This is a genomic window from Corynebacterium senegalense, assembly GCF_900411315.1.
Taxonomy (GTDB): domain Bacteria; phylum Actinomycetota; class Actinomycetes; order Mycobacteriales; family Mycobacteriaceae; genus Corynebacterium; species Corynebacterium senegalense.
In genome coordinates this window covers 857,936-876,944 of record NZ_LS990887.1, presented here as the reverse complement: position 1 = coordinate 876,944, position 19,009 = coordinate 857,936, and the positions used below count along the sequence as shown (strand labels likewise).

18 protein-coding genes and 1 tRNA gene are annotated in these 19,009 nt (G+C 70.1%); 5 read left to right on the top strand and 14 right to left on the bottom strand.

Features of this window, described 5'->3' with window-relative positions:
• Positions 1-37 precede the first annotated feature (37 nt).
• A complete protein-coding gene (locus tag DYZ02_RS04280) occupies positions 38-571 on the top strand; it encodes a M48 metallopeptidase family protein (RefSeq protein WP_115685130.1) in 534 nt (177 codons plus the stop codon).
• Here the strand turns inward: DYZ02_RS04280 and DYZ02_RS04275 are convergent.
• Positions 568-1,998 carry a zinc-dependent metalloprotease gene (locus DYZ02_RS04275; RefSeq protein ID WP_115685129.1) on the bottom strand — a complete coding sequence of 477 codons (1,431 nt, stop codon included), beginning with the start codon at positions 1,996-1,998 and terminating at the stop codon, positions 568-570. The two genes, DYZ02_RS04280 and DYZ02_RS04275, sit on opposite strands and share 4 nt — an antisense overlap.
• Before the next feature lie 224 nt (positions 1,999-2,222).
• Between DYZ02_RS04275 and DYZ02_RS04270 the strand changes: the two genes are divergently transcribed.
• Positions 2,223-3,221 carry a YlbL family protein gene (locus DYZ02_RS04270; protein WP_115686371.1) on the top strand — a complete coding sequence of 333 codons (999 nt, stop codon included), beginning with the start codon at positions 2,223-2,225 and terminating at the stop codon, positions 3,219-3,221.
• 6 nt (positions 3,222-3,227) lie between these two features.
• Here DYZ02_RS04270 and DYZ02_RS04265 read toward each other — a convergent pair whose 3' ends face one another.
• Positions 3,228-3,878, bottom strand: a complete 651-nt coding sequence (locus DYZ02_RS04265) for a hypothetical protein (RefSeq protein WP_115685128.1) — start codon at positions 3,876-3,878, stop codon at positions 3,228-3,230.
• A gap of 43 nt (positions 3,879-3,921) precedes the next feature.
• Complete coding sequence (locus DYZ02_RS04260) at positions 3,922-4,476, bottom strand: PPA1309 family protein (RefSeq protein WP_115685127.1); 555 nt, start codon at positions 4,474-4,476, stop codon at positions 3,922-3,924.
• A 154-nt stretch (positions 4,477-4,630) separates the two neighbouring features.
• Between DYZ02_RS04260 and DYZ02_RS04255 the strand changes: the two genes are divergently transcribed.
• Both DYZ02_RS04255 and DYZ02_RS04250 read left to right on the top strand, forming a co-directional pair.
• Positions 4,631-7,474, top strand: a complete 2,844-nt coding sequence (locus tag DYZ02_RS04255) for a UPF0182 family protein (RefSeq protein ID WP_425451034.1) — start codon at positions 4,631-4,633, stop codon at positions 7,472-7,474.
• A gap of 96 nt (positions 7,475-7,570) precedes the next feature.
• Positions 7,571-7,644: transfer RNA gene (locus DYZ02_RS04250), tRNA-Met, on the top strand.
• 67 nt (positions 7,645-7,711) lie between these two features.
• On the opposite strand, the gene DYZ02_RS04245 is transcribed toward DYZ02_RS04250, so the two are convergent.
• The 3 genes from DYZ02_RS04245 to DYZ02_RS04235 all read right to left on the bottom strand — a co-directional run bounded on the left by DYZ02_RS04245 (position 7,712) and on the right by DYZ02_RS04235 (position 10,670).
• Positions 7,712-8,581: a cation diffusion facilitator family transporter gene (locus DYZ02_RS04245; protein WP_115686370.1), complete on the bottom strand. Its 870-nt coding sequence runs from the start codon at positions 8,579-8,581 to the stop codon at positions 7,712-7,714.
• Positions 8,582-8,862: 281 nt separating this feature from the next.
• Positions 8,863-9,540 carry a type 1 glutamine amidotransferase domain-containing protein gene (locus tag DYZ02_RS04240; protein ID WP_115685125.1) on the bottom strand — a complete coding sequence of 226 codons (678 nt, stop codon included), beginning with the start codon at positions 9,538-9,540 and terminating at the stop codon, positions 8,863-8,865.
• Positions 9,537-10,670: a ThiF family adenylyltransferase gene (locus tag DYZ02_RS04235; RefSeq protein ID WP_115685124.1), complete on the bottom strand. Its 1,134-nt coding sequence runs from the start codon at positions 10,668-10,670 to the stop codon at positions 9,537-9,539. Before DYZ02_RS04235 ends, DYZ02_RS04240 begins: the two co-directional genes overlap by 4 nt.
• A 41-nt stretch (positions 10,671-10,711) precedes the next feature.
• Between DYZ02_RS04235 and DYZ02_RS04230 the strand changes: the two genes are divergently transcribed.
• Entirely contained in the window at positions 10,712-12,520 is a 1,809-nt protein-coding gene (locus tag DYZ02_RS04230) for a BCCT family transporter (protein WP_115685123.1), read from the top strand.
• On the opposite strand, the gene DYZ02_RS04225 is transcribed toward DYZ02_RS04230, so the two are convergent.
• From DYZ02_RS04225 to thiC, 8 genes are read right to left on the bottom strand one after another with little or no spacing between them, the layout of a single operon-like run.
• Entirely contained in the window at positions 12,517-13,299 is a 783-nt protein-coding gene (locus DYZ02_RS04225) for a thiazole synthase (RefSeq protein ID WP_115685122.1), read from the bottom strand. The genes DYZ02_RS04230 and DYZ02_RS04225 overlap by 4 nt on opposite strands.
• A gap of 2 nt (positions 13,300-13,301) precedes the next feature.
• Complete coding sequence (thiS, locus tag DYZ02_RS04220) at positions 13,302-13,505, bottom strand: sulfur carrier protein ThiS (RefSeq protein ID WP_115685121.1); 204 nt, start codon at positions 13,503-13,505, stop codon at positions 13,302-13,304.
• A gap of 16 nt (positions 13,506-13,521) precedes the next feature.
• On the bottom strand, positions 13,522-14,613 hold the full coding sequence (gene thiO / locus DYZ02_RS04215) for a glycine oxidase ThiO (protein WP_115685120.1): 1,092 nt from the start codon (positions 14,611-14,613) through the stop codon (positions 13,522-13,524).
• An 8-nt stretch (positions 14,614-14,621) separates the two neighbouring features.
• On the bottom strand, positions 14,622-15,065 hold the full coding sequence (locus DYZ02_RS04210; RefSeq protein WP_115685119.1) for a GNAT family N-acetyltransferase: 444 nt from the start codon (positions 15,063-15,065) through the stop codon (positions 14,622-14,624).
• 10 nt (positions 15,066-15,075) lie between these two features.
• Positions 15,076-16,236: an MFS transporter gene (locus tag DYZ02_RS04205; protein ID WP_115685118.1), complete on the bottom strand. Its 1,161-nt coding sequence runs from the start codon at positions 16,234-16,236 to the stop codon at positions 15,076-15,078.
• A gap of 9 nt (positions 16,237-16,245) precedes the next feature.
• Entirely contained in the window at positions 16,246-16,899 is a 654-nt protein-coding gene (locus DYZ02_RS04200) for a thiamine phosphate synthase (protein ID WP_115685117.1), read from the bottom strand.
• Positions 16,889-17,179, bottom strand: a complete 291-nt coding sequence (locus DYZ02_RS04195; RefSeq protein ID WP_115685116.1) for a DUF7218 family protein — start codon at positions 17,177-17,179, stop codon at positions 16,889-16,891. Before DYZ02_RS04195 ends, DYZ02_RS04200 begins: the two co-directional genes overlap by 11 nt.
• Before the next feature lie 33 nt (positions 17,180-17,212).
• Positions 17,213-19,009: a phosphomethylpyrimidine synthase ThiC gene (gene thiC / locus DYZ02_RS04190; protein ID WP_115685115.1), complete on the bottom strand. Its 1,797-nt coding sequence runs from the start codon at positions 19,007-19,009 to the stop codon at positions 17,213-17,215.

Below are 19,009 nucleotides of genomic sequence, written 5' to 3'. Positions count from 1 at the left end.
GTCACGGCCCATTGGAGCACACCTAGACTGGTTTGTCATGGTTCATGCCCCCTCCGATGACGCGTCCGAGCAGCCCCGGCGACCCGAGGTGCGCGTGATCCGCTCCGCGCGGCGGCGGCGCACCGTGCAGGCCCGGCTGGTGGGCGGGGTCGTGGAGGTGCGCATCCCGGCATCGTTTAGCGCGAAGCAGGAGCGCGAGACCGTCGAGGAGATGCTGGAGCGCGTGCGGCGCAAGTCCATGGCCTCGGCGCGCTCGGATGCCGGCCTGCTCGAGCGGGCCCGCCGCCTTAACGAGGAGGTGCTGGAGGGGCGGGCGACTATCGGGGCCGTGCGCTGGGTGAGCAACCAGGCGACGCGCTGGGGGTCGTGCACCGTGGCGACGGGGGAGATCCGCGTCAGCGACCGGCTCAGGCAGGTGCCCGACTACGTCCTGGACGCCGTGCTGGTCCACGAGCTGACGCACACCTTCATCCCCGGCCACGGCGCGGAGTTCTGGCGGTGGGCGGACAGGGCCCCGAAGGCGGAGCGGGCGAAGGGCTACCTCGAGGCCCTGCAGAGGTTCGGGGGTTAGAGCTCGGTCCCGTCCTCGCTGCCGTCGTCCTTGCCGTCGCCGTCCTCGCGCTTGAACTCGGGGTTGTTGCGCAGCTCCTCCTCGAGCTTGGCGAACTCCTCGTCGAAGCTGGTGTCGGGCTGGTCGTCGAGGAGGGTGTCGATGAACGCGGCCGGGTTGTCAAGGTCCTCCGCCGTCGGGAGGAAGTCCGGGTGGTCCCACACGCCGTCGCGGCGCTCCTGGCCCACGGCGTTGTCGGTGCGGCGCCACAGCTCGGCCGCTTCGCGGACCTTGGGGGCGCCGAGCTCGATACCGACGATGTTGGCGAAGGCCCGCTCGGCCGAGCCGCCCGTCGCGCGGCGCCGCGCCCACGCCTCGGCGAGCTGTGTGGCGGAGGGGATGCGCGAGCCGAGGGCGGAGTCGACAACCACGTCGACCCACCCCTCGACGAGGGCGAGCAGCGTCTCCAGGCGGGAGGTGGCCACCGAGTTGCGGGAGGTGACGCGGGGGGAAAGGTCCTGGCCCTGCAGCTCGTTGAGCTTCTCCTGGATCTGCTGGGGGTCGCCGCCCTCGAGGTTGAGGGAGCGCGCGATCTCCTCCAGGTGGGAGGTGTCGAGCTCGAGGCCGGCTGCGTACTCCTCGACGGAGGCGACGAGCCTCTCGACAAGCCACGGGACGTGCTGGAACAGGCGCTGGCGTGCGGCCTCGCGGGCGGCCAGGTAGACCATGACCTCCTGGCCCGGCAGGGAGAGCTCCTTGGCCATCGCGGCGGCGTTGCGGGGCAGGATGGCGGCCACGCCCGCCGGGGCGATGGGCAGGCCGAAATCGGTGCCGGTGAGCGCCTGCCGCGCGAGGTCGCCGAGGGCGTGGCCGAGTTTCATGCCGAAGTTCATCGCGTTCATCTGGTTGAACATGCCCGCCATCGGCCCCATCATCTCGCGGGCCTCCTCGGGCATGGCCTCGATCTGGGCGCGGTTCATGTGCTCGGCGACGGGATTGACCAGCCTCTTCCAGGCGGGCATGGTGCTGGAGAGCCACTCCTGCGAGCTCCAGGCCGCGGGCCGGGCCCCCGAGGCGGGCAGCGAGGTCGCCTCGTCGAGCCAAAGATCCGCGAGGCGCAGCGACTCGGTCACCGCCGACTGCTCGGCGGCGGGGACGGGCTGCGAGCCCCCGAGGCGCTGGCGGGCCATGCGCTGCGCCAGCTCGAAGTTCACGGCGTCGCCCTCGGATTGGCTGTTCATGCTCGAACCCATTCCGGAGAGCATCTGGCCGAACTGGTTCAGCAGGTCGCCCAGGTTGCCGCCCTGGGCGCCGCCGCCGAAGCCGAAGGCGCCGAAGGGGTTGTCGTCGCGGTTCCTGTCGCCGTTGCCGCTGTTGTCCCCGTCATCCCTGCCGTCGTCATCGCCGCGGCCGTTGAAGGGGAAGGAGAACCCGAATCCGTTGCTCATGCGATCAACACTACCTACGGCCGGCCGGGTGGGGCGAGGGCCTCGCGGAACGCTGTCAGCGAACAGCAGGCGGGGACAGGCGGGGCGGTGGGTTAGGATTGCTAACCGTGAAAGCTGGACGCAAGGAACGCCCCGACCATGCCTCACCTCAGCCGAGGCGCCCGTGGAGGCCCCGGTCGAGGCGCTGGACCACCGTGGTGCTGGGCGCGGTGCCGGTGGCGGCGATGACGCTGGCGCTGAACCACATCCCGTTCACCGACATCTCGCTCGCGGTGCCGTATGCGGCGCAGGGGCCGGGGCCGACGTTCAACACGCTCGGCGACGTCGACGGCACCCCGGTCGTCGACGTCGAGGGCGCGCCCACAGACGAGACGTCCGGCAACCTGAACATGACGACGGTGTCGGTGCGCACCAACATGACCCTGGCGCAGGCGCTGGGCCGCTGGATCGGGGCGGGGGACACCATCGTGCCGATCGAGCAAGTGCTCCCCCCGGACCTGAGCGAGGAGGAGATGGAGGAGGCGAACAAGCAGTCCTTCGTCGCCTCGGAGGCCGCCGCGACGGTGGCGGCGATGCGTTTCCTCGGCCGCCCGACCAGCGTGGTCGTGCACGACACGGTGCAGGATTCCGCAGCGGCAGGCAAGCTCGAGGCGGGCGACGTCATCTCCGCGGTCGACGGCGAGGAGATCGCCCAGCCGAGCCAGGTACAGGACCTGGTCCGCGCGCACGCGCCGGGCGACACGCTGCGCCTGGGCATCGAGCGGGGCGAGGAGAAAAAGGAGGTCGACGTCACTTTGGGCGCCAGCCCGGAGGATGCGGCGGTGCCGCAGCTGGGCATCCTCATGACCTCGGCCCCGGCGGACGGGGTGACGGTGACCTACAACCTCAACGACATCGGGGGTCCGAGCGCCGGGATGATGTTCTCGCTCGCGGTGATCGACAAGCTCTCGCCGGGCGAGCTCAACGGCGGCAAGTTCGTCGCCGGGACGGGCACGATCGCGGAGGACGGCTCGGTCGGGCCGATTGGGGGGATCTCGCACAAGATCGAGGCCTCGCGGGAGGCGGGGGCGGAGCTGTTCCTCGCCCCGGCGGGCAACTGCGCGGAGGCGGCCCGGGCGGACGCGCGTGGAATGACCGTGGCGAGCGTGGCCACGCTCGATGACGCCGTCCGCGCCATGGACGACTTCGCCGCAGGGCGCGACGTCGCGGCCTGCACGGGGTAGCGGGCGCTAGGAGGGATTCGCGGGGGTCGTCTCCGCGGTGGTCTCGGTCGCGGTCTCTCCCGCAGCGTCCTTGTCCGCCAGCCCGAGCTTGTAGATCCGCTCGCGCGGGTCCTCCTGGTCGGAGGAGATGAGCTGCTGCATGACCTGGCCCTTCTCGTTGTCCACCACGGTAATGATCGCGGAGGTGCCGAGGGTGGACCAGCCGACCACGCGCGTGCCGTTGTCCTCGACGATGCGGGAGCTGCGCAGCTCCGTGAGCAGCTGGGTCGTGGAGGCGGCCTTCGCGTCGGAGTCGAACAGCTGGAACTGGCCGATCTCGGGCCCGGAGCAGTCGTAGGAGCCGGCCATTCCGGTCGGGCTGCACGTGTCGAACTGCGCGAAGAGCGAGGCGGGCGCGAGCGTGGAGAAACGCGCCGCGACGTCGTCGACAAGCTTGCGGTCGCTCGCGCTTGTCGACGTCACCTCCGCCGCCCCGGTCGTCGTCGATGCCTCGGTGGTCTCAGCCGCCTCGGTCGTCGCGGTTGTCGCGGTTGTCTCTGTGGCCTGGCCCGTCGGGGAGCCCGGCTCGGTGGTCTCGTCGCTCGCGCAGCCGGCGAGGGCCAGCGCCGCGGCCGTCACGGCAGCGGCGGCGAGGCGGGCGGGGGTGTGGCGGTGCACTCGGGGCTCCTTGGGTCGGGGGCGGGCAGGCTGAATGATGGGCTCAGTCTAGTTCAAACTCCCCGGGGTCCTGCTCGAGGCCGAAGCGCAGCGCGGCGATGACGTGGGGCGCGACCCCGGGCCCGCCGCGCAGCTCGATGTCGTCCTGGGCGAAGGGGCCGCGCTCCTCCAGCTCCTCCTCGGTCGGGCGGAGCTGGAGCAGGGTCAGCTCGAGGTCCTCCTCCACCGAGCCGCCCGAGCCGCCCTGGTCGCGCAGAACCCCGGAGAACAGTCGGGCGTTGCGGGGGCCGTCCGTCTCAGGGGCGCTGGCGTCGCGGAAGAGGATCTCCTGGGCGAGCACGACCCCCTCCACCTCCCGCGGCCAGGCGAGGCGGGCGACGTACTCGGCGAGCTCCTCGGAGCCGGGCAGGATGTGCTCCGGCAGGTTGTCCTGGACGACGAGGGTGAGCGGGGCGTCCGCGGCGCCGGGTTCGAGCTGGTCCACGAGCAGCTCGGTGGGGACGAGCGCGAAGAGGGTGGGGCCGGCGTCCCAGCCCTCGGCGTGGACGAATTCCACCGCTTCCATCATCGCTTTGTTGAGTGCTTGCTGTGACAGCATCGGGAACCCTTCTCGCTGCTCGGCCGTTGATCAATTTAAGCTAGGACTCTAGTACGCGTTCCCTCAAAACTATTTCTAAGGAGCAGGATTGGCTACCCGCCTCACCCCGCCTCGCCCGCGCGCGAACAAACCGAACAGGGCGCTTGCCGTCACGATGGGAGTGGTCGGTGCGCTGCTCTTCCTGGTGCCGCTGCTGACAGGCTTCTACACGGACTGGCTGTGGTTCGGGGAGCTTGATTTCCGCGGCGTGTTCGGGAAGGTGATCGCCTCCCAGGTGGTCCTGTTCGCCATCTTCGCGCTGATCGGCGGCGGGGTGAGCTACCTCGCGGCGTACTTTGCCTGGCGCGGCCGGCCGAAGGAGACCGTCGGTAACCCGGCGCAGCGCGCGTCCATCGACGCCGGCGTCCGGGTCCTGTTGATCTGGGTCCCCATCGCCGTCGCCCTCTTCACCGGCCTGGCGGGGCAGCGCACCTGGCGCACGTTCATGCTGTGGCTCAACGGCACGGACTTCGGCACCGCCGACCCGCAGTTCAACCGCGACCTCGGCTTCTACGCCTTCGCCCTGCCGGCCCTGAACGTCATCGTGGGCATGCTGTCCATGCTGCTCGTGGCGGCATTCGTGCTCGGCCTGGTCGCGCACTACCTGCTCGGCGGGATCCGGGTGGGCAGCAACGTCTCGGGCATCAGGGGCTACGTCTCCCAGGCCGCCCGCGTCCAGCTGGCGGTGACCGCCGGGCTGTGGATGGTGGTCAAGGCCGTGAGCTACTGGCTGGAGCGCTACGGGCTGCTCTACCAGCAGAACGACATCTTCACCGGCGCGTCCTACACCTCCATCAACGCGATGCTGCCGGCGAAGATCATCCTCACCGTCATCGCGGTGATCGTCGCGGCGGCGTTTTTCGCCTCGATTGTGTTCAAGGACTTCCGCGTCCCCGTCCTCGCGACGGTGCTCATGCTGTTTTCCGCCCTCGTCATCGGCGGGGTGTGGCCGGCGCTGCTCGAGCAGTTCTCGGTCAAGCCGAACCGCCAGGCCAAGGAGTACGAGTACATCGGCCGCAACATCGAGGCGACGCGCCAAGCTTACGGGCTTACCGACGCCACAGTGACCTACGAGGAGAACTGGGGCGGCGACGCTTCCGGCAGCGACGTCGCGGGCGACGCCGCGACGCTGGGCAACATTCGCCTGCTCGACCCGGACATCATCTCCCCGACGTTCACCCAGAACCAGCAGCTGCGCAACTTCTACGGCTTCCCGGAGACGCTCGCCATGGACCGCTACGAGGTCGACGGCGAGATGCGCGACTTCGTGGTCGCGGCCCGCGAGCTGGACCCGAACGCGCTGCGTGAGAACCAGCGCGACTGGATCAACCGCCACACCGTCTACACCCACGGCAACGGCTTCGTGGCGGCGCAGGCGAACACGGTCGACGAGGCCGCGCAGGACGCGGGCTCGACCCGCGGCGGCCTGCCCATCTTCACCGTCTCCGACCTGCAGGCCAACGCCCAGGCACAGGCCAGCGACGATGCGGAGCAGCTGGGCATCCGCGTCGACGAGCCGCGCATCTACTACGGCCCGGTGATCGCCAGCGCCGAGGACAACCTGGACTACGCCATCGTCGGCGACAACGGCCAGGGCCCGGTCGAGTACGACACCGACACCTCCACCTACACCTACTCGGGTGAGGGCGGCGTCAACGTGGGCAACTGGGTCAACCGCGCTGCCTACGCCATGAAATACCAGGAGCTCAACATGCTCCTGTCCGACCGCGTGGGCTCCGAGTCGAAGATCCTCTACGACCGCGACCCGCGCGAGCGCGTGGGCAAGGTCGCCCCGTGGCTGACCACCGACTCCAAGACGTACCCGGCCGTCGTCGACGGCCGCGTGAAGTGGGTCGTGGACGGCTACACCACCCTGTCCGACCTGCCGTACTCGACCCGCACCTCGCTGACGGACACGACGCAGGACGCGCTGAACCCCGACGGGACCACCCAGCGCCTCGTGAACAAGAACCTGGGCTACATCCGCAACTCGGTCAAGGCGACCGTCGACGCCTACGACGGCAGCGTCGACCTCTACGCCTTCGACGAGTCCGACCCCGTCCTGCAGGCCTGGATGAAGGTCTTCCCGGACACCGTGCGCCCCGCCTCGGAGATCTCCGACGACCTGCGCGAGCACCTGCGTTACCCGGAGGACCTGTTCAAGGTTCAGCGAGAGCTGCTGGCCCGCTACCACGTCGATGACCCCGGCGTGTTCTTCAACAACGACGCCTTCTGGTCCGTGCCGAACGACCCGACCGCCCCGGAGGGCCGCCAGGAGCTGAACCAGCCGCCGTACTACGTCGTCGCCGCCGACCCGGAGACGAAGAAGCCGTCCTTCCAGCTGATCACCCCGTTCCGCGGCCTCAACCGCGAGTTCCTCTCCGCCCACATGTCCGTGTCCTCCGACCCTGACAACTACGGCAAGATCACGGTGCGCGTCCTGCCCACCAACACCCAGACCCAGGGCCCGAAGCAGGCCCAGGACGCGCTCATGTCCTCGGACCAGGTGGCCCGCGACCGCACCCTGTGGCAGGGCTCCAACGACCTGAAGAACGGCAACCTGCTCACGCTGCCGGTCGGCGGCGGGGACATCCTCTACGTCGAGCCGATCTACTCGCAGCGCAAGGACCAGGCCTCGGCCTTCCCGAAGCTGCTGCGCGTGCTCGTGTTCTACCGCGGCCAGGTGGGCTATGCCCCGACGGTGTCGCAGGCGCTGAGCCAGGTGGGCATCAACTCGGACGCCGCGCAGGACATCCAGGTGGCCAACGAGGGCGGGGGAGACACCCCGGCCGAGCAGCCAGCCACCCCCGCGGCCTCCGGCAACCGGGACGACGCGCTGAAGCAGATCGACGACGCCCTGCGCAACCTCGAGGGCGCACGCGACGGCTCCTTCGAGGAGTACGGCCGGGCGCTCGACGGTCTGGACAAGGCGGTGGAGGCGTACAAGAACTCCCAGTAGCGGCCCCGACCAGGCGATTTGGCCTTCTGCGTGACGGTGGATATAGTTACTTCTCGTTGCCGGGAAACGGCAGCAGGTGAAGTAAATATCACCCGTCGCGGGGTGGAGCAGCTCGGTAGCTCGCTGGGCTCATAACCCAGAGGTCGTAGGTTCGAATCCTGCCCCCGCTACTAGATTGAAACCCCCTCTCTGGTAAGGAGAGGGGGTTTCGTCATTCTGGATCCCGGCCGGTTGCCCTCACACCCACATCGGCCCGACCTCAGTCTTAACGCCCAGCGGCTCGATGTGCACGACGGTTTCCGCCCCGCCGAGCTCCTTCGCCAGGCCCTCCTCGACCATGTCGGCGTAGGAGTGGGAGTGCTCGACGGTCCAGTCGCCGGGGACCTGCATGACCACGTTGATGAGGCGGTCGCGGCCGAAGGCGATGGTGCGGACGCTGGTGAAGGTCACGCCCGTGTCGGTGGAGAAGCGGTCGAGGAAGGCGTCGATAAGCTCGAGCTCCTCGTCGGGCAGGGCCTGGGAGAGCAGCCCGAGGATGGAGTTCTTCAGCAGCCGGTAGCCGGTGAAGAGGATGTTCACGCCGACGGCCAGGGCGATGATGGGGTCGAGGATCTCCCAGCCGGTCAGCGCGACGACGGCGACGCCGACGAGGACGCCCACGGTAGTCCACACGTCGGTGATGAGGTGGTGGCCGTCGGCGTCGAGGGTGGCGGAGCGGTAGCGTTTGCCGGCCTTGATCAGCGCCACGCCGACGGCCAGGTTGAGCACCGAGGCGAGCGTGGAGAGCAGGAGGCCGATGCCCGCCTGCTCGATCGGCTGGGGGTGGAGGATGCGCTCGATCGCGGTGTAGATGATCGCGATGGAGGCGACGAAGATCATCGCGCCCTCGACCTGGGCGGAGAAGTACTCGGCCTTGGCGTGGCCGAAGGGGTGGTTGTCGTCGGCCGGCTTCGCCGAGATCTTCAGCGCCCACAGGCCGACGACGGCGGCGACGACGTTGATGACGGACTCGATGGCGTCGGAGAGAAAGCCGACGGAGCCGGTGACCGCCGCCGCCGCCAGCTTGAGGGCGATGGTGGCCAGCGAGGCGGCGATGGACAGCCACATGAAGCGCTCGAGCAGCTTCTGCTCTTGGGCGGGCGTGCGGGTGGACAATGTTTTCCTCCGGTTCGGGGGCGCCGGAGGGCAAAGAAAAAGAGACCTTCCGGCGCCGCGTGGTGCGGGCCGAAGGTCTCGTTCACTCTCTGCGCGAGAGCTGACAGGCCGGGCTGTGACGCCAGTGTGTCGACCTGCCACTGCCTCGCGGCTGGATGCCGCGCGGAGGAGCTACTCCCCTTCATCGCGGATAAGCCTAGCACGCGCCCGCGCGGTGCAGCCCCAGAGCAGACCTAAAGCAGCTCGAGCACCGCCTCGGCCACGCCGGTGGCGCTGGTGGGGTTCTGGCCGGTGACGAGGCGGCCGTCGACGACGACGTGCCTGGTCATCGGCACGCGGGCCTTGACAAACTCGCTGGCCTCGGCGCTGAGGCGCTCTTCCAGGGAGAAGGGGACGTCGGAGGAGCGGCGGGCGAGCTTCTCCTCGGTCCAGGTGAACCCGGTGACCTTCTTCCCGTCGAGCAGGTGGGTGCCGTCGGGCAGGGGGACGTCGAGAAGCCCGGCGGGGCCGTGGCAGACGGCGGAGACGATTTTGCCCCCGGAGGCGAAGTGGGCGAGCGCCGCCTTGAGGGCCTCGTCATCGAAGTCGAGCATGGCGCCGTGGCCGCCGATGAGGTAGATGCCCTCGTAGGCGTCGAGGACGACGTCGGCGAGCGCGGGGGTGGTGTCGAGGTGCTCCATGAAGTCGGCGTCCTCGTAGCGCTTGTTCGTCCCGCCCATGAGCATGTAGGGGGCCTGGAGGCTGACGGGGTCGAGCGGCACCGCGCCGCCGGCGATGCTGGCCAGGTCGACGTCGTGGCCGGCCTTGGTGATGGTGTCGTAGAAGTGGGTGTATTCGCTCAGCCACATCCCGGTGTGGATGCCGGTTTCCTGGTAGCGGTGGGCGCTTGTCGATACTGCGAGGAATTTCATGCTTCCACATCTACTCCGTGTTCGTTCGCCCCGCCGGGCAGGCTGTGAAGCCGCACCCCGCGCCGCGCGGCCTCCGGCCCGAAGCGCTCGACGAAGCGCGCCGAGCGCACCCCGGAGGCGCAGTACACGAGCACGTCGGCGCCCTCGCCGAAGTTGTCCAGCACCCCGAGGGCCCGCTGCGGGTCGTCCTCCCACGCGCTCACCGGCAGGCTCACGCCGGGCCGCGGGAGGTCGCGCAGCAGCTTCTCGTGGGGCTCGCGCACGTCGATCGAGGGCAGGGAGAGCAGCTTTGCGACGCCACCCTCAGCGCCCCCGGGCACCGCGCACGCCGCGGGCGCGTACTCGCCGAAGCCGGTCACCAGCGTCCGCTCGGGGTCGCGCGCCACGGTGAACGCCCTGATGCTCCCCGCCAGGGCGTCGTAGATGCGGAGCCTGCCCACCTGGGACTCGCCGACGCCGGTGAGGTGCTTGACCACCTCGGTGGCCATCAGCCCGCCGACGACGGAGGTGGTCACCCCCAGCACCCCGGCGGTCGCGCAGTCCGGCACCGAATCGGGGTTCGGCTGGGTGGGGTAGAGGTCGCGCATGCCCGCCGACTCGGCGGGCGCGCCGGGACCCGACCACCACAGGGCCACGTCTCCGCGGTAGCGCAGCACCGAGCCCCAGACCAGCGGCGTGCCGGTGATCTCGGCGGCGTCGGCGGCGAGGAACTTGGTGGCGAAGGTGTCGGAGCCGTCCACCAGCACGTCGACGCCGCGGAGCAGCTCGCGGGCGTTGGCGGGGGAGAAGCGGGCGTCGAGGAGCTCAAGCTCGACGCCCGGCTGGAGCTCGCGCAGCCGCTCGCCCGCGACCTCCACCTTGGGCCGGCCCACGTCGGCGGCCCCGAAGAGGATCTGGCGGTGGATGTTGCTCAGGCTGACGGTGTCGTCGTCGATGACCGTGATTCGCCCCACGCCGGTGGCCGCCAGCGACTGCAGCACCGGGCAGCCCAGCCCGCCGGCGCCGATGACCAGGACGTGTGCGCGGTGCAGCGCCGCCTGCTGGGCGGGGCCGAAGCCGGGGAGGTTCATCTGCCGGGCGGTGCGTACCATCTCGTCGCGGGGGAGGCCGAGGTGCGACAGGTCACTCATAAATCCCACTCTATAACCCCGAGCAACTACACTGCGCACCCATGACGAACGACCACACCCGCGCACGGCGGGGCCTGCAATCCGACCCTCTCATCTTCTACACCTCCGTGGGGTTCATCGCGGCGTTCGTGACACTGACGGTCGCGTTCGGCGACCGCGCGCGCCGGGCGTACTCGGCAATCTCCGGCGCGCTCATGGACAACTTCGCCTGGTTCTACATCGGCGGCGTCTCCGCGGTGCTGGTCTTCCTCATCGTTGTGTTCGTGTCCAAGTACGGCAACCTGCGCCTCGGCGAGGACGACGGCGAGCCCGAGTACAGCCTGCCGGTGTGGTTCGCCATGCTCTTCGCCGCGGGCATGGGCGCGACGCTGCTGTTCTGGGGCGCGGCCGAGCCCCTGCACCACGCCTTCAACCCGCCGCGCGGAGACCTTGAGCCGATGAGCCGCGGCGCGATCCGCCAGGCCTTCGAGTTCACCTACTACCACTTCGGCATCCACATGTGGGTGATCTTCACCCTGCCCGGGCTGGCCATGGGCTACTTCAGCTACAAGCGCAAGATGCCCGCGCGGATGTCCTCGCTGTTCTCGCCGCTGCTGGGCAAGCGCGTCTACGAGTGGCCGGGCAAGCTTCTCGACGCCCTCGGCATCATCGGCACCGTCTTCGGCCTCGCCGTCTCCGTCGGCCTGGGCGTGCTGCAGATCTCAGCGGGGATGAACATCATGTGGGGCGTGCCGCTGATCACCCCGGTGCAGCTGGGCATCATCCTGTTCATCACGGGCGCGGCCTGCCTCTCGGTCATCTCCGGGCTGGACAAGGGCGTCAAGATCCTCTCCAACCTCAACATCGCCGCGACGGTGTTCCTCATGCTCTTCGTCCTGTTCACAGGCCCCACCCTGCGCCTGATCGGGCAGATCACCGAGTCCTTCGGCATCTACGCCGACTCGCTGCCCGAGCTGATGTTCTGGGTCGACTCCTACAACGACAACCCCGGCTGGCACGCCACGTGGACGGCCTTCTACTGGGCGTGGACGATCTGCTGGGCGCCGTTCGTGGGCATGTTCTTCGCCCGCATCTCCAAGGGGCGCACCGTGCGCGCCTTCATCGGCGGCACGCTGCTGCTGCCCACGGCCTTCGACATGATCTGGTTCTCCATCTTCGGCCGCGCCGCCACGGAGATCGAGACGGCGAACCCCGGCGTCCTCACCGGCCCAGTGGTGGAGCAGGGCGATACCCCGCAGGCGCTGTTTACCCTCCTGGCGCAGTACCCGCTGTACGCGGTGGTGGGCTCGATCGCGCTGGGCGTGATCGTGCTCTACTTCGTCACCTCGATGGATTCCGCCGCGATAGTGCTGGACATGTTCGCCTCCGGCGAGGAGAACAAGACGCCGACGTTCTACAGGGTCGGCTGGGTCCTCGCGATCGGCGTGGTCACCGCCGCGCTGCTGTTCATCAACGACACGGGCATCGAGGCCCTGCAGCAGGTGGTGATCATCATCGCCCTGCCGTTCTTCATCACCTACTTCTTCATGATGTACTCGCTGATCAAGGCGATGAACGACGACTCCGCGGCGCGCCGCCGGGTGCGCACCCGCCAGTGGGAGAAGACCGACAGCGCGGAGAAGCTGGAGGCGGCGGAGAACAGGCCCGCGCCGGGCTACGACGCCGAGGGCAACGAGGTCGACCGCCCCGAGCTGGAGTACGACGCGGAGGAGGGCAGGTGGAAGCTGTCCGAGTCCCTCATCGTCGAGGGCGACCTATCCGTCGGGGGAGCGGTGGACGACGAGTGGAGCGCGGACGCCGACCCGGGGTTCACGGTCGTCGACCAGGAGAGCCCGAGGAGCCACAGCTAGAGAACCTGGTCGGCCCAGCTGGCCAGGCCCTCGAAGCTTGACGACGCCACCGCGTGCTCCCGCCGCGGAATCCGCCCCGCACCGCGCGCCAGCCGACCCGCCTCCACGGCCAGGCGCATCGCCCGCGCCATCGCCTCCGGGTCCTGGCAGCGGTTCACCGCGCTGGCCAGCAGCACCCCGTCGCAGCCCAGCTCCATCGCCAGGGCGGCGTCGGAGGCGGTGCCCACGCCGGCGTCGACGAGCACGGGCACCTCGGCGCGCGAGCAGATCAGCTCGATGTTGTGCGGGTTGAGCACCCCCAGCCCGGTGCCGATGGGCGCGCCGAGCGGCATGACGGCGCTGGCCCCGGCGTCCTCCAGGCGCTTCGCGGCCACCGGGTCGTCGGAGGTGTAGGCCAGCACGGTGAAGCCCTCGTCGACGAGCGCCTCGCAGGCGTCGAGGGTCTCCACGACGTCGGGCAGCAGCGTCCTGTCGTCGGCGATGACCTCCAGCTTCACCCACTCGGTACCCAGCGCCTCGCGGGCGAGGCGGGCGGTGATGACGGCGTCGCGCGCGGTGCGGCAGCCCGCCGTGTTGGGCAGGGCGGCGATGCCGAGACGGCTCAGCAGCCCGAAGACCGACTCGCCCGCCCCCGGCGACGCCGCGTGGCGGCGCATGGCCACCGTGGTCAGCTCGGTGCCCGAGGCGACGAGCGCGCGCTCGAGCATGTCCATCGAGCTCGCCCCGCCCGTGCCCATGATCAGGTGCGATTCGAACTCGCGGTCCGCGATCCTCAACACGCCTAGCCCCCCTGCACCGCGGTGAGGATGTCCACCCGCGCGCCCTGGTCCAGCCCGGTCGAGGACCAGGCGGAGCGGGGCACGACGGCGCCGTCGACGGCGACGGCCGTGCCGGCCGCGGGGACCTCCCCGAGCACCTCCGCCACCAGGGCCTCCACGGTGCCCGCAGCGGTCTCGCGGGGCGAATCATTGAGCGTAATCTTCACAGGAACCTCCACATTCTCACGCGTGGCGCAGCGGCGCGCACGCGGCCAAGTCTATTGAGGGACGGCGCTTCTCGACGAGCTCCGCGCCGCACCGGGCCGCCACCGAAGTGAGCAGGATGCCGTGGCGGAAATACCCCGTCGAGACGACGACCCGCTCGCTCACCCGCCCCAGGTAGGGCAGGTCGTCGGGCGAGCCGGGGCGCGCACCGGCGGTGGACTCCAGCACGTCGCACTCGTCGATGGCCGGGACGACGTCGATGGCGTCGCGAAGCAGCTGGTGCACCCCGCCCGCCTGGGGGAGGGGTCGGTCGTCCTCCCGGCTGGTCGCGCCGAGGGTCAGGGTGCGGTCGGAGCGGGGGATGAGGTAGACGGGGCGGTCCTCCACGAAGCCGCGCACCACGTGGTTGAGCAGCGGGAACTGGTGCTCCGGCACCCCCAGCTGGAGCACGTCGCCGTAGACGGGGCGCAGCTTGAGCGGGTTGGGGCCCTCGAACCAGCCGCCGACCTCCCGCGCGCCCAGCCCCGCGCAGATGATCACCTGGTCGGCGTCGACCGCGCCGACGTCCGCGACCTTCTCCTCGCGGAAGCTCACCCCGGCGCGGGCGCAGGCGTCGTAAAGCGCGCGGGTGAACAGGCGGGGCTGGACCTGGTGGTCCCCCGCGATGCGCACCGCCCCGGCCAGGGCCGGGGACAGGGCCGGCTCGAGGGACCGGGCCTTCCGGGTGCTCAGCGCCTCGACGACCATGCCGTGCGCGTGCTGGTAGTCGCGCAGCTCGTCGAGGTGGGTGCGGTCGGCACGGTCGCGCGCCACCACGAGCGTGCCCTCCGTGCGGTGGCCGGTGGGCAGCTCGCTGTACGCGTTGGTCAGGGAGATGAGCTCCGGGTACCACTCGGCCGCGCGCGCCATGAGCGGGAAGAGCGGGTCCTGCTTGTACACCACCTCGGCGGTCGGGGCGAGCATCCCGCCCGCGTGGTGCGAGGCGCCCGAGGCGGGGGCCGGATCGAAGACCGTGACGCGGTGGCCCCGGTCGGCCAGGGTCAGCGCCGTGGCCAGGCCGATGATGCCCGCGCCCACGACCCCGACGTCGAGGGAGGTGAGGTGTTCCATAACGCGGTTCAGTCTAGCCCGCGCCGCAGCCTCATCCGGCGGTGGGCGATGCCGGTGTCCAGGAACTCCTCGCCCTCCGCCACGAAGCCGAACCCGGAGTAGTAGCCCACGAGGCCGGCCTGCGCCTCGATGACGAGGTCGCCCTCCCAGCGCCGCGTGTACTCGATGCTGCGGGCCAGGATCTCGGCGCCCAGGCCCGTGCCGCGCGCCTCGGGGGCGACGACGAAGCGGCCGAAGCACGAGCCTTCAGCGGTGGGGAAGACCCGGGCGCAGCCGAGCAGCCTCCCCTCGCCGCCGCGCGCGAGCACGTGGCGGGTCTCGGGGTGCGCGTCCGTGTCGTCCAGCTCGTTGTAGGGGCAGTCCTGCTCGGCGACGAAGACGTCGACGCGCAGGCGGAACAGCTCGTAGGCCTGCGGCGCGCTGAGCTGCTCCAGCGTGGAGAATTCGATCATCGTGCCCACCCTAGCGGCGCCCCAGGTAACCGGAGCGGATCTGCCGGGTGCGCAGCGCGACGGCGCAGGCGGCGAGGCCGGCGAGCACGAAAAACGGCAGCGAGGGCCCCACGCGCGGCTCGAGCCACTGGATCAGCGGCGGCAGGCTGAAGCCGATGTAGGTGGCCGCGTAGTAGGCGCCGAGGACGCGGCCGCGGTGCGAGGGAGGGGCGTATGCGTTGACGTCGAGAAGCCCGTCGCGCAGGCACAGGCCGTATGCCCCGCCGAGCAGCACCGTGGAGAAGAAGAACAGCGCCAGCGGCGGGGGCGCCCCGCCGAGGCCGACCACGAGGAACCCTGCGGCGGCCAGCGCGATCCCCGCCACGCCCGAGTACGGGCCCCAGTTGAAGCGCCGGCCGAGCGCCTGCATGACCAGGCCGGTGCCGAAGCCGACCACGGCGGCGATGCCGGGCAGGAAGACGCCCGTGGTGAAGTACTCGGCGACCCGCGCGGCGAGGCCGACGAGCGAGGTGGTGATGGCAGCGAAGACCCACACCGCCACGGGCACCGCGGTTGCCAGGGCCTTGACTGCCGACGCCCCCGGCTCCAGGCGCGTCTGCGTCTCCTGCTGCTCCGCCACCATCCGGGCGCGCGGCAGGTCGCCGGCGGCGGCGGAGAAGGCGATGGCCGCGAGCGAGGCGACGATGGTCAGCGCGAAGGGCACCCACACCGGGGTGAAGGTGTAGGCGGCCACGCCCGAGATCACCGGCCCGAGTGCGAAGCCGGAGGTCAGGACGATGCCCGCCACCGTCGCGCCGCTCGCCCCGCGCAGCCGCGCCGCCCAGGCGGTGCCGGGGCTGATGACCAGGCCCACGCCGAGCCCGACGATGAGCCGGCCCACCATCAGCCCGGCCGGGCCGTGGAAGATCATGAGGACGAGGTTGCCGAGCGCCGCCGCGAGGCTGCCCACGATGACGATGGGCCGGCCACCGAAGCGGTCCGCCAGCGCGCCTCCGGCGAGAAGCGAGGGGAGCAGCCCGAGCGCGTAGATGCCGTAGGCCCCGTTGACCAGCAGCTGGGAGAGGTGCAGCTGCTCGCGCAGCACCACGAGCACGGAGGCGAAGTGGTTGGCCGCCCAGCCGGCGGTGACCAGGAAGACGACGACGCTGGCGAAGACCCTACGGCTACTCATGTGTTCTATTTAACAGTTTCTGCCCCGCTCAAATTCGGAAATCGTGTGCCGAACGTAGGCCGTTGCGTCCGGCGCATTCATGATGGCGCGCACGATGGCCAGCCCGTCCACGCCCGTGCGGGCGAGGTCGGCGGCGTCCTCGGCGGTGATGTCACCGATGGCCACCACCGGGACCGCCGAGGCGCGGACGAGCTCGGGGTAACCCGTCAGCCCGAGAAGCGGGCGCCCGGAGTCCTTCGTCGGGGTGGCGCGGAAGGGGCCGGCGCCGATGTAGTCGATGACCTCGGCGACCTCGTTGGCCTTCTCCACCAGCTCGAGGGTGCCGGTGGTCAGGCCGATGATTGCCTCCGGGCCGAGCAGCTCGCGCACGACGCGCACGTCCAGGTCGTCCTGGCCGACGTGGACGCCCGCCACCCCGTACTCGCGCAGGGCGAGGGCGACGTCGACGCGGTCGTCGATAAGCACGCGCGTTTCAGGGTTGGCCTCCCGCACCGCGAGCGCGACCTCGCGGCCCAGCTCGTAGAGTTCGCGCGCCGAGATCGGCTTGCTGCGCACCTGGATCATCCCCGCGCCGCCGAGCGCGGCCTCGCGCGCCCGCCTGACGACGTCACTGCCCGCGCCCGTGACGAAGTAGCAGCGCAGGTCAAGCGCCCTACTGGCCATCGCGCAGCACTTCGATCAGCTCGTCCTTGTTCATGTCCGAGCGGCCCTCGATGCCGAGCTCTTTGGCGCGCTCGTAGAGCTCGTCGCGCGTCCAGTCCTCGTAGGAGCCGGCCTTGCCGCCCTTTTTGCCCACCGCCGAGCGGGAGGTTTTGGCGGCCTGGTTGGCGATGGCCGCCGCCTTGGACTTCGAGTTGCCCTCCTCGCGCAGCTTCTCGTAGAGCTCGCCGTCCTTGACGCTCGGCCCGCCGGCGGTCTTTTCCGGGTGTGTGTCCTTACTCATACCGGCCAGTGTAGGAACTTTCTCGCGCGGACCCTAGGAGTTCGCGCCCTCGGGCAGGTAGACCTGGGAACCGTGGTCGCGGAACTCCTCGGCCATCTTCGCCTCGCCCTCCCGGCTGGACAAACCCGGCTTCAGGCTGGGCATGCCGAGGTCGGCAACGATGGAGGCGTGCTCGTCGGCCAGCGCCTCGTCGAGGGAGTCGCCGAACTCGTCGCGGATGTCCTGGCTGATGCGCATGGAGCAGAACTTCGGGCCGCACATGGAGCAGAAGTGCGCCGTCTTCGCCGGCTCCGCGGGCAGGGTCTCGTCGTGGTAGGCCTGCGCGGTGTCGGGGTCGAGGGAGAGCGCGAACTGGTCGTGCCAGCGGAACTCGAAGCGGGCCTTGCTCATCGCGTCGTCCCACTCGTGTGCGCCGGGGTGGCCCTTCGCCACGTCGGCGGCGTGGGCGGCGAGCTTGTAGGTGATCACGCCCGTCTTCACGTCGTCCTTGTTGGGCAGGCCGAGGTGCTCCTTCGGGGTGACGTAGCAGAGCATGGCGGTGCCGCCGGCGGCGATGTGGGCGGCGCCGATGGCGGAGGTGATGTGGTCGTAGCCCGGCGCGATGTCGGTGACCAAGGGGCCGAGGGTGTAGAAGGGTGCGCCGCCGCACCACTCCTCTTCCTTCTCGTTGTTGACCTGGATCTTGTTCAGCGGCACGTGGCCGGGGCCCTCGATCATCACCTGGACGTCGTGGTCCCAGGCGCGCTTGCACAGCTCGCCGATGGTCTTGAGCTCGGCGAACTGGGCAGTGTCGTTGGCGTCGGCGATGGAGCCGGGGCGCAGGCCGTCGCCGAGGGAGAAGGAGACGTCGTAGGCGGCGAAGATCTCGCAGAGCTCGTCGAAGTTCTCGTAGAGGAAGGACTCCTTGTGGTGGGCGAGGCACCAGCCGGCCATGATGGATCCGCCGCGCGAGACGATGCCGGTGACGCGCTTGGAGGTCAGCGGCACGAACGGCAGGCGGACCCCGGCGTGGACGGTCATGTAGTCCACGCCCTGCTCGGCCTGCTCGATGACGGTGTCGCGGAAGATCTCCCAGGTGAGCTCCTCGGCGATGCCGTTGACCTTCTCCAGCGCCTGGTAGATTGGCACGGTGCCGATGGGAACGGGGGAGTTGCGCAGGATCCACTCGCGGGTGGTGTGGATGTCGTTGCCCGTGGACAGGTCCATGACGGTGTCCGCGCCCCAGCGGGTGGCCCAGCGCAGCTTGTCCACCTCCTCGCGGATGGAGGAGGTCACCGCCGAGTTGCCGATGTTGGCGTTGATCTTGGTGAGGAACTGGTTGCCGATGATCATCGGCTCGCTCTCGGGGTGGTTGACGTTGTTGGGGATGATCGCGCGCCCGCTCGCGACGGCTTCGCGCACCTTCTCGACGTCACAGTGCTCGCGCAGCGCCACGAACTCCATCTCCCGGGTGATCTCGCCGCGCCGGGCGTAGTGCATCTGGGTGACGCGCTTTCCCTCCCGGGCGCGCAGCGGGGCGCGCTTCACGCCGCGCCACTCCTCGCTGGCTGCGCCCCGCTTGGCGGCCCGGGTGCCGTCGTCAAGCAGGTTGCGCTCGCGTCCGGCGTACTCCTCGACGTCGCCGCGGGCGGTGATCCACTCCGTGCGCAGGCCCGGCAGCCCGGCCTCCGGCTCGGCCCAGGGGCCGCGGGTGCGGTAGATGCGAAACGGCGCGTTCGGCCCGGTGGGCGAGTCGTCGAGGTCGATCGCGGTTTCGGGGACCTCGAGGCCGTCGCTGACAATCGGCGCGTAGCGGTGCTTGGGGTGGATTTCGGACTCGTAGATGTCCAT

What these genes read in the sequence shown, in the direction of transcription:
- DYZ02_RS04210 (WP_115685119.1), bottom strand. Translation starts at nt 15,065, where the DNA reads ATGATCGAATTCTCCACGCTGGAGCAGCTCAGCGCGCCGCAGGCCTAC.
- DYZ02_RS04205 (WP_115685118.1), bottom strand. Translation starts at nt 16,236, where the DNA reads ATGAGTAGCCGTAGGGTCTTCGCCAGCGTCGTCGTCTTCCTGGTCACC.
- DYZ02_RS04200 (WP_115685117.1), bottom strand. Translation starts at nt 16,899, where the DNA reads ATGGCCAGTAGGGCGCTTGACCTGCGCTGCTACTTCGTCACGGGCGCG.
- DYZ02_RS04230 (WP_115685123.1), top strand. Translation starts at nt 10,712, where the DNA reads ATGACGAACGACCACACCCGCGCACGGCGGGGCCTGCAATCCGACCCT.
- DYZ02_RS04240 (WP_115685125.1), bottom strand. Translation starts at nt 9,540, where the DNA reads ATGAAATTCCTCGCAGTATCGACAAGCGCCCACCGCTACCAGGAAACC.
- thiO (WP_115685120.1), bottom strand. Translation starts at nt 14,613, where the DNA reads ATGGAACACCTCACCTCCCTCGACGTCGGGGTCGTGGGCGCGGGCATC.
- DYZ02_RS04235 (WP_115685124.1), bottom strand. Translation starts at nt 10,670, where the DNA reads ATGAGTGACCTGTCGCACCTCGGCCTCCCCCGCGACGAGATGGTACGC.
- DYZ02_RS04280 (WP_115685130.1), top strand. Translation starts at nt 38, where the DNA reads ATGGTTCATGCCCCCTCCGATGACGCGTCCGAGCAGCCCCGGCGACCC.
- DYZ02_RS04195 (WP_115685116.1), bottom strand. Translation starts at nt 17,179, where the DNA reads ATGAGTAAGGACACACACCCGGAAAAGACCGCCGGCGGGCCGAGCGTC.
- DYZ02_RS04270 (WP_115686371.1), top strand. Translation starts at nt 2,223, where the DNA reads ATGACGCTGGCGCTGAACCACATCCCGTTCACCGACATCTCGCTCGCG.
- DYZ02_RS04260 (WP_115685127.1), bottom strand. Translation starts at nt 4,476, where the DNA reads ATGCTGTCACAGCAAGCACTCAACAAAGCGATGATGGAAGCGGTGGAA.
- DYZ02_RS04275 (WP_115685129.1), bottom strand. Translation starts at nt 1,998, where the DNA reads ATGAGCAACGGATTCGGGTTCTCCTTCCCCTTCAACGGCCGCGGCGAT.
- thiC (WP_115685115.1), bottom strand. Translation starts at nt 19,009, where the DNA reads ATGGACATCTACGAGTCCGAAATCCACCCCAAGCACCGCTACGCGCCG.
- DYZ02_RS04255 (WP_425451034.1), top strand. Translation starts at nt 4,631, where the DNA reads ATGGGAGTGGTCGGTGCGCTGCTCTTCCTGGTGCCGCTGCTGACAGGC.
- DYZ02_RS04245 (WP_115686370.1), bottom strand. Translation starts at nt 8,581, where the DNA reads ATGTGGCTGTCCATCGCCGCCTCGCTGGCCACCATCGCCCTCAAGCTG.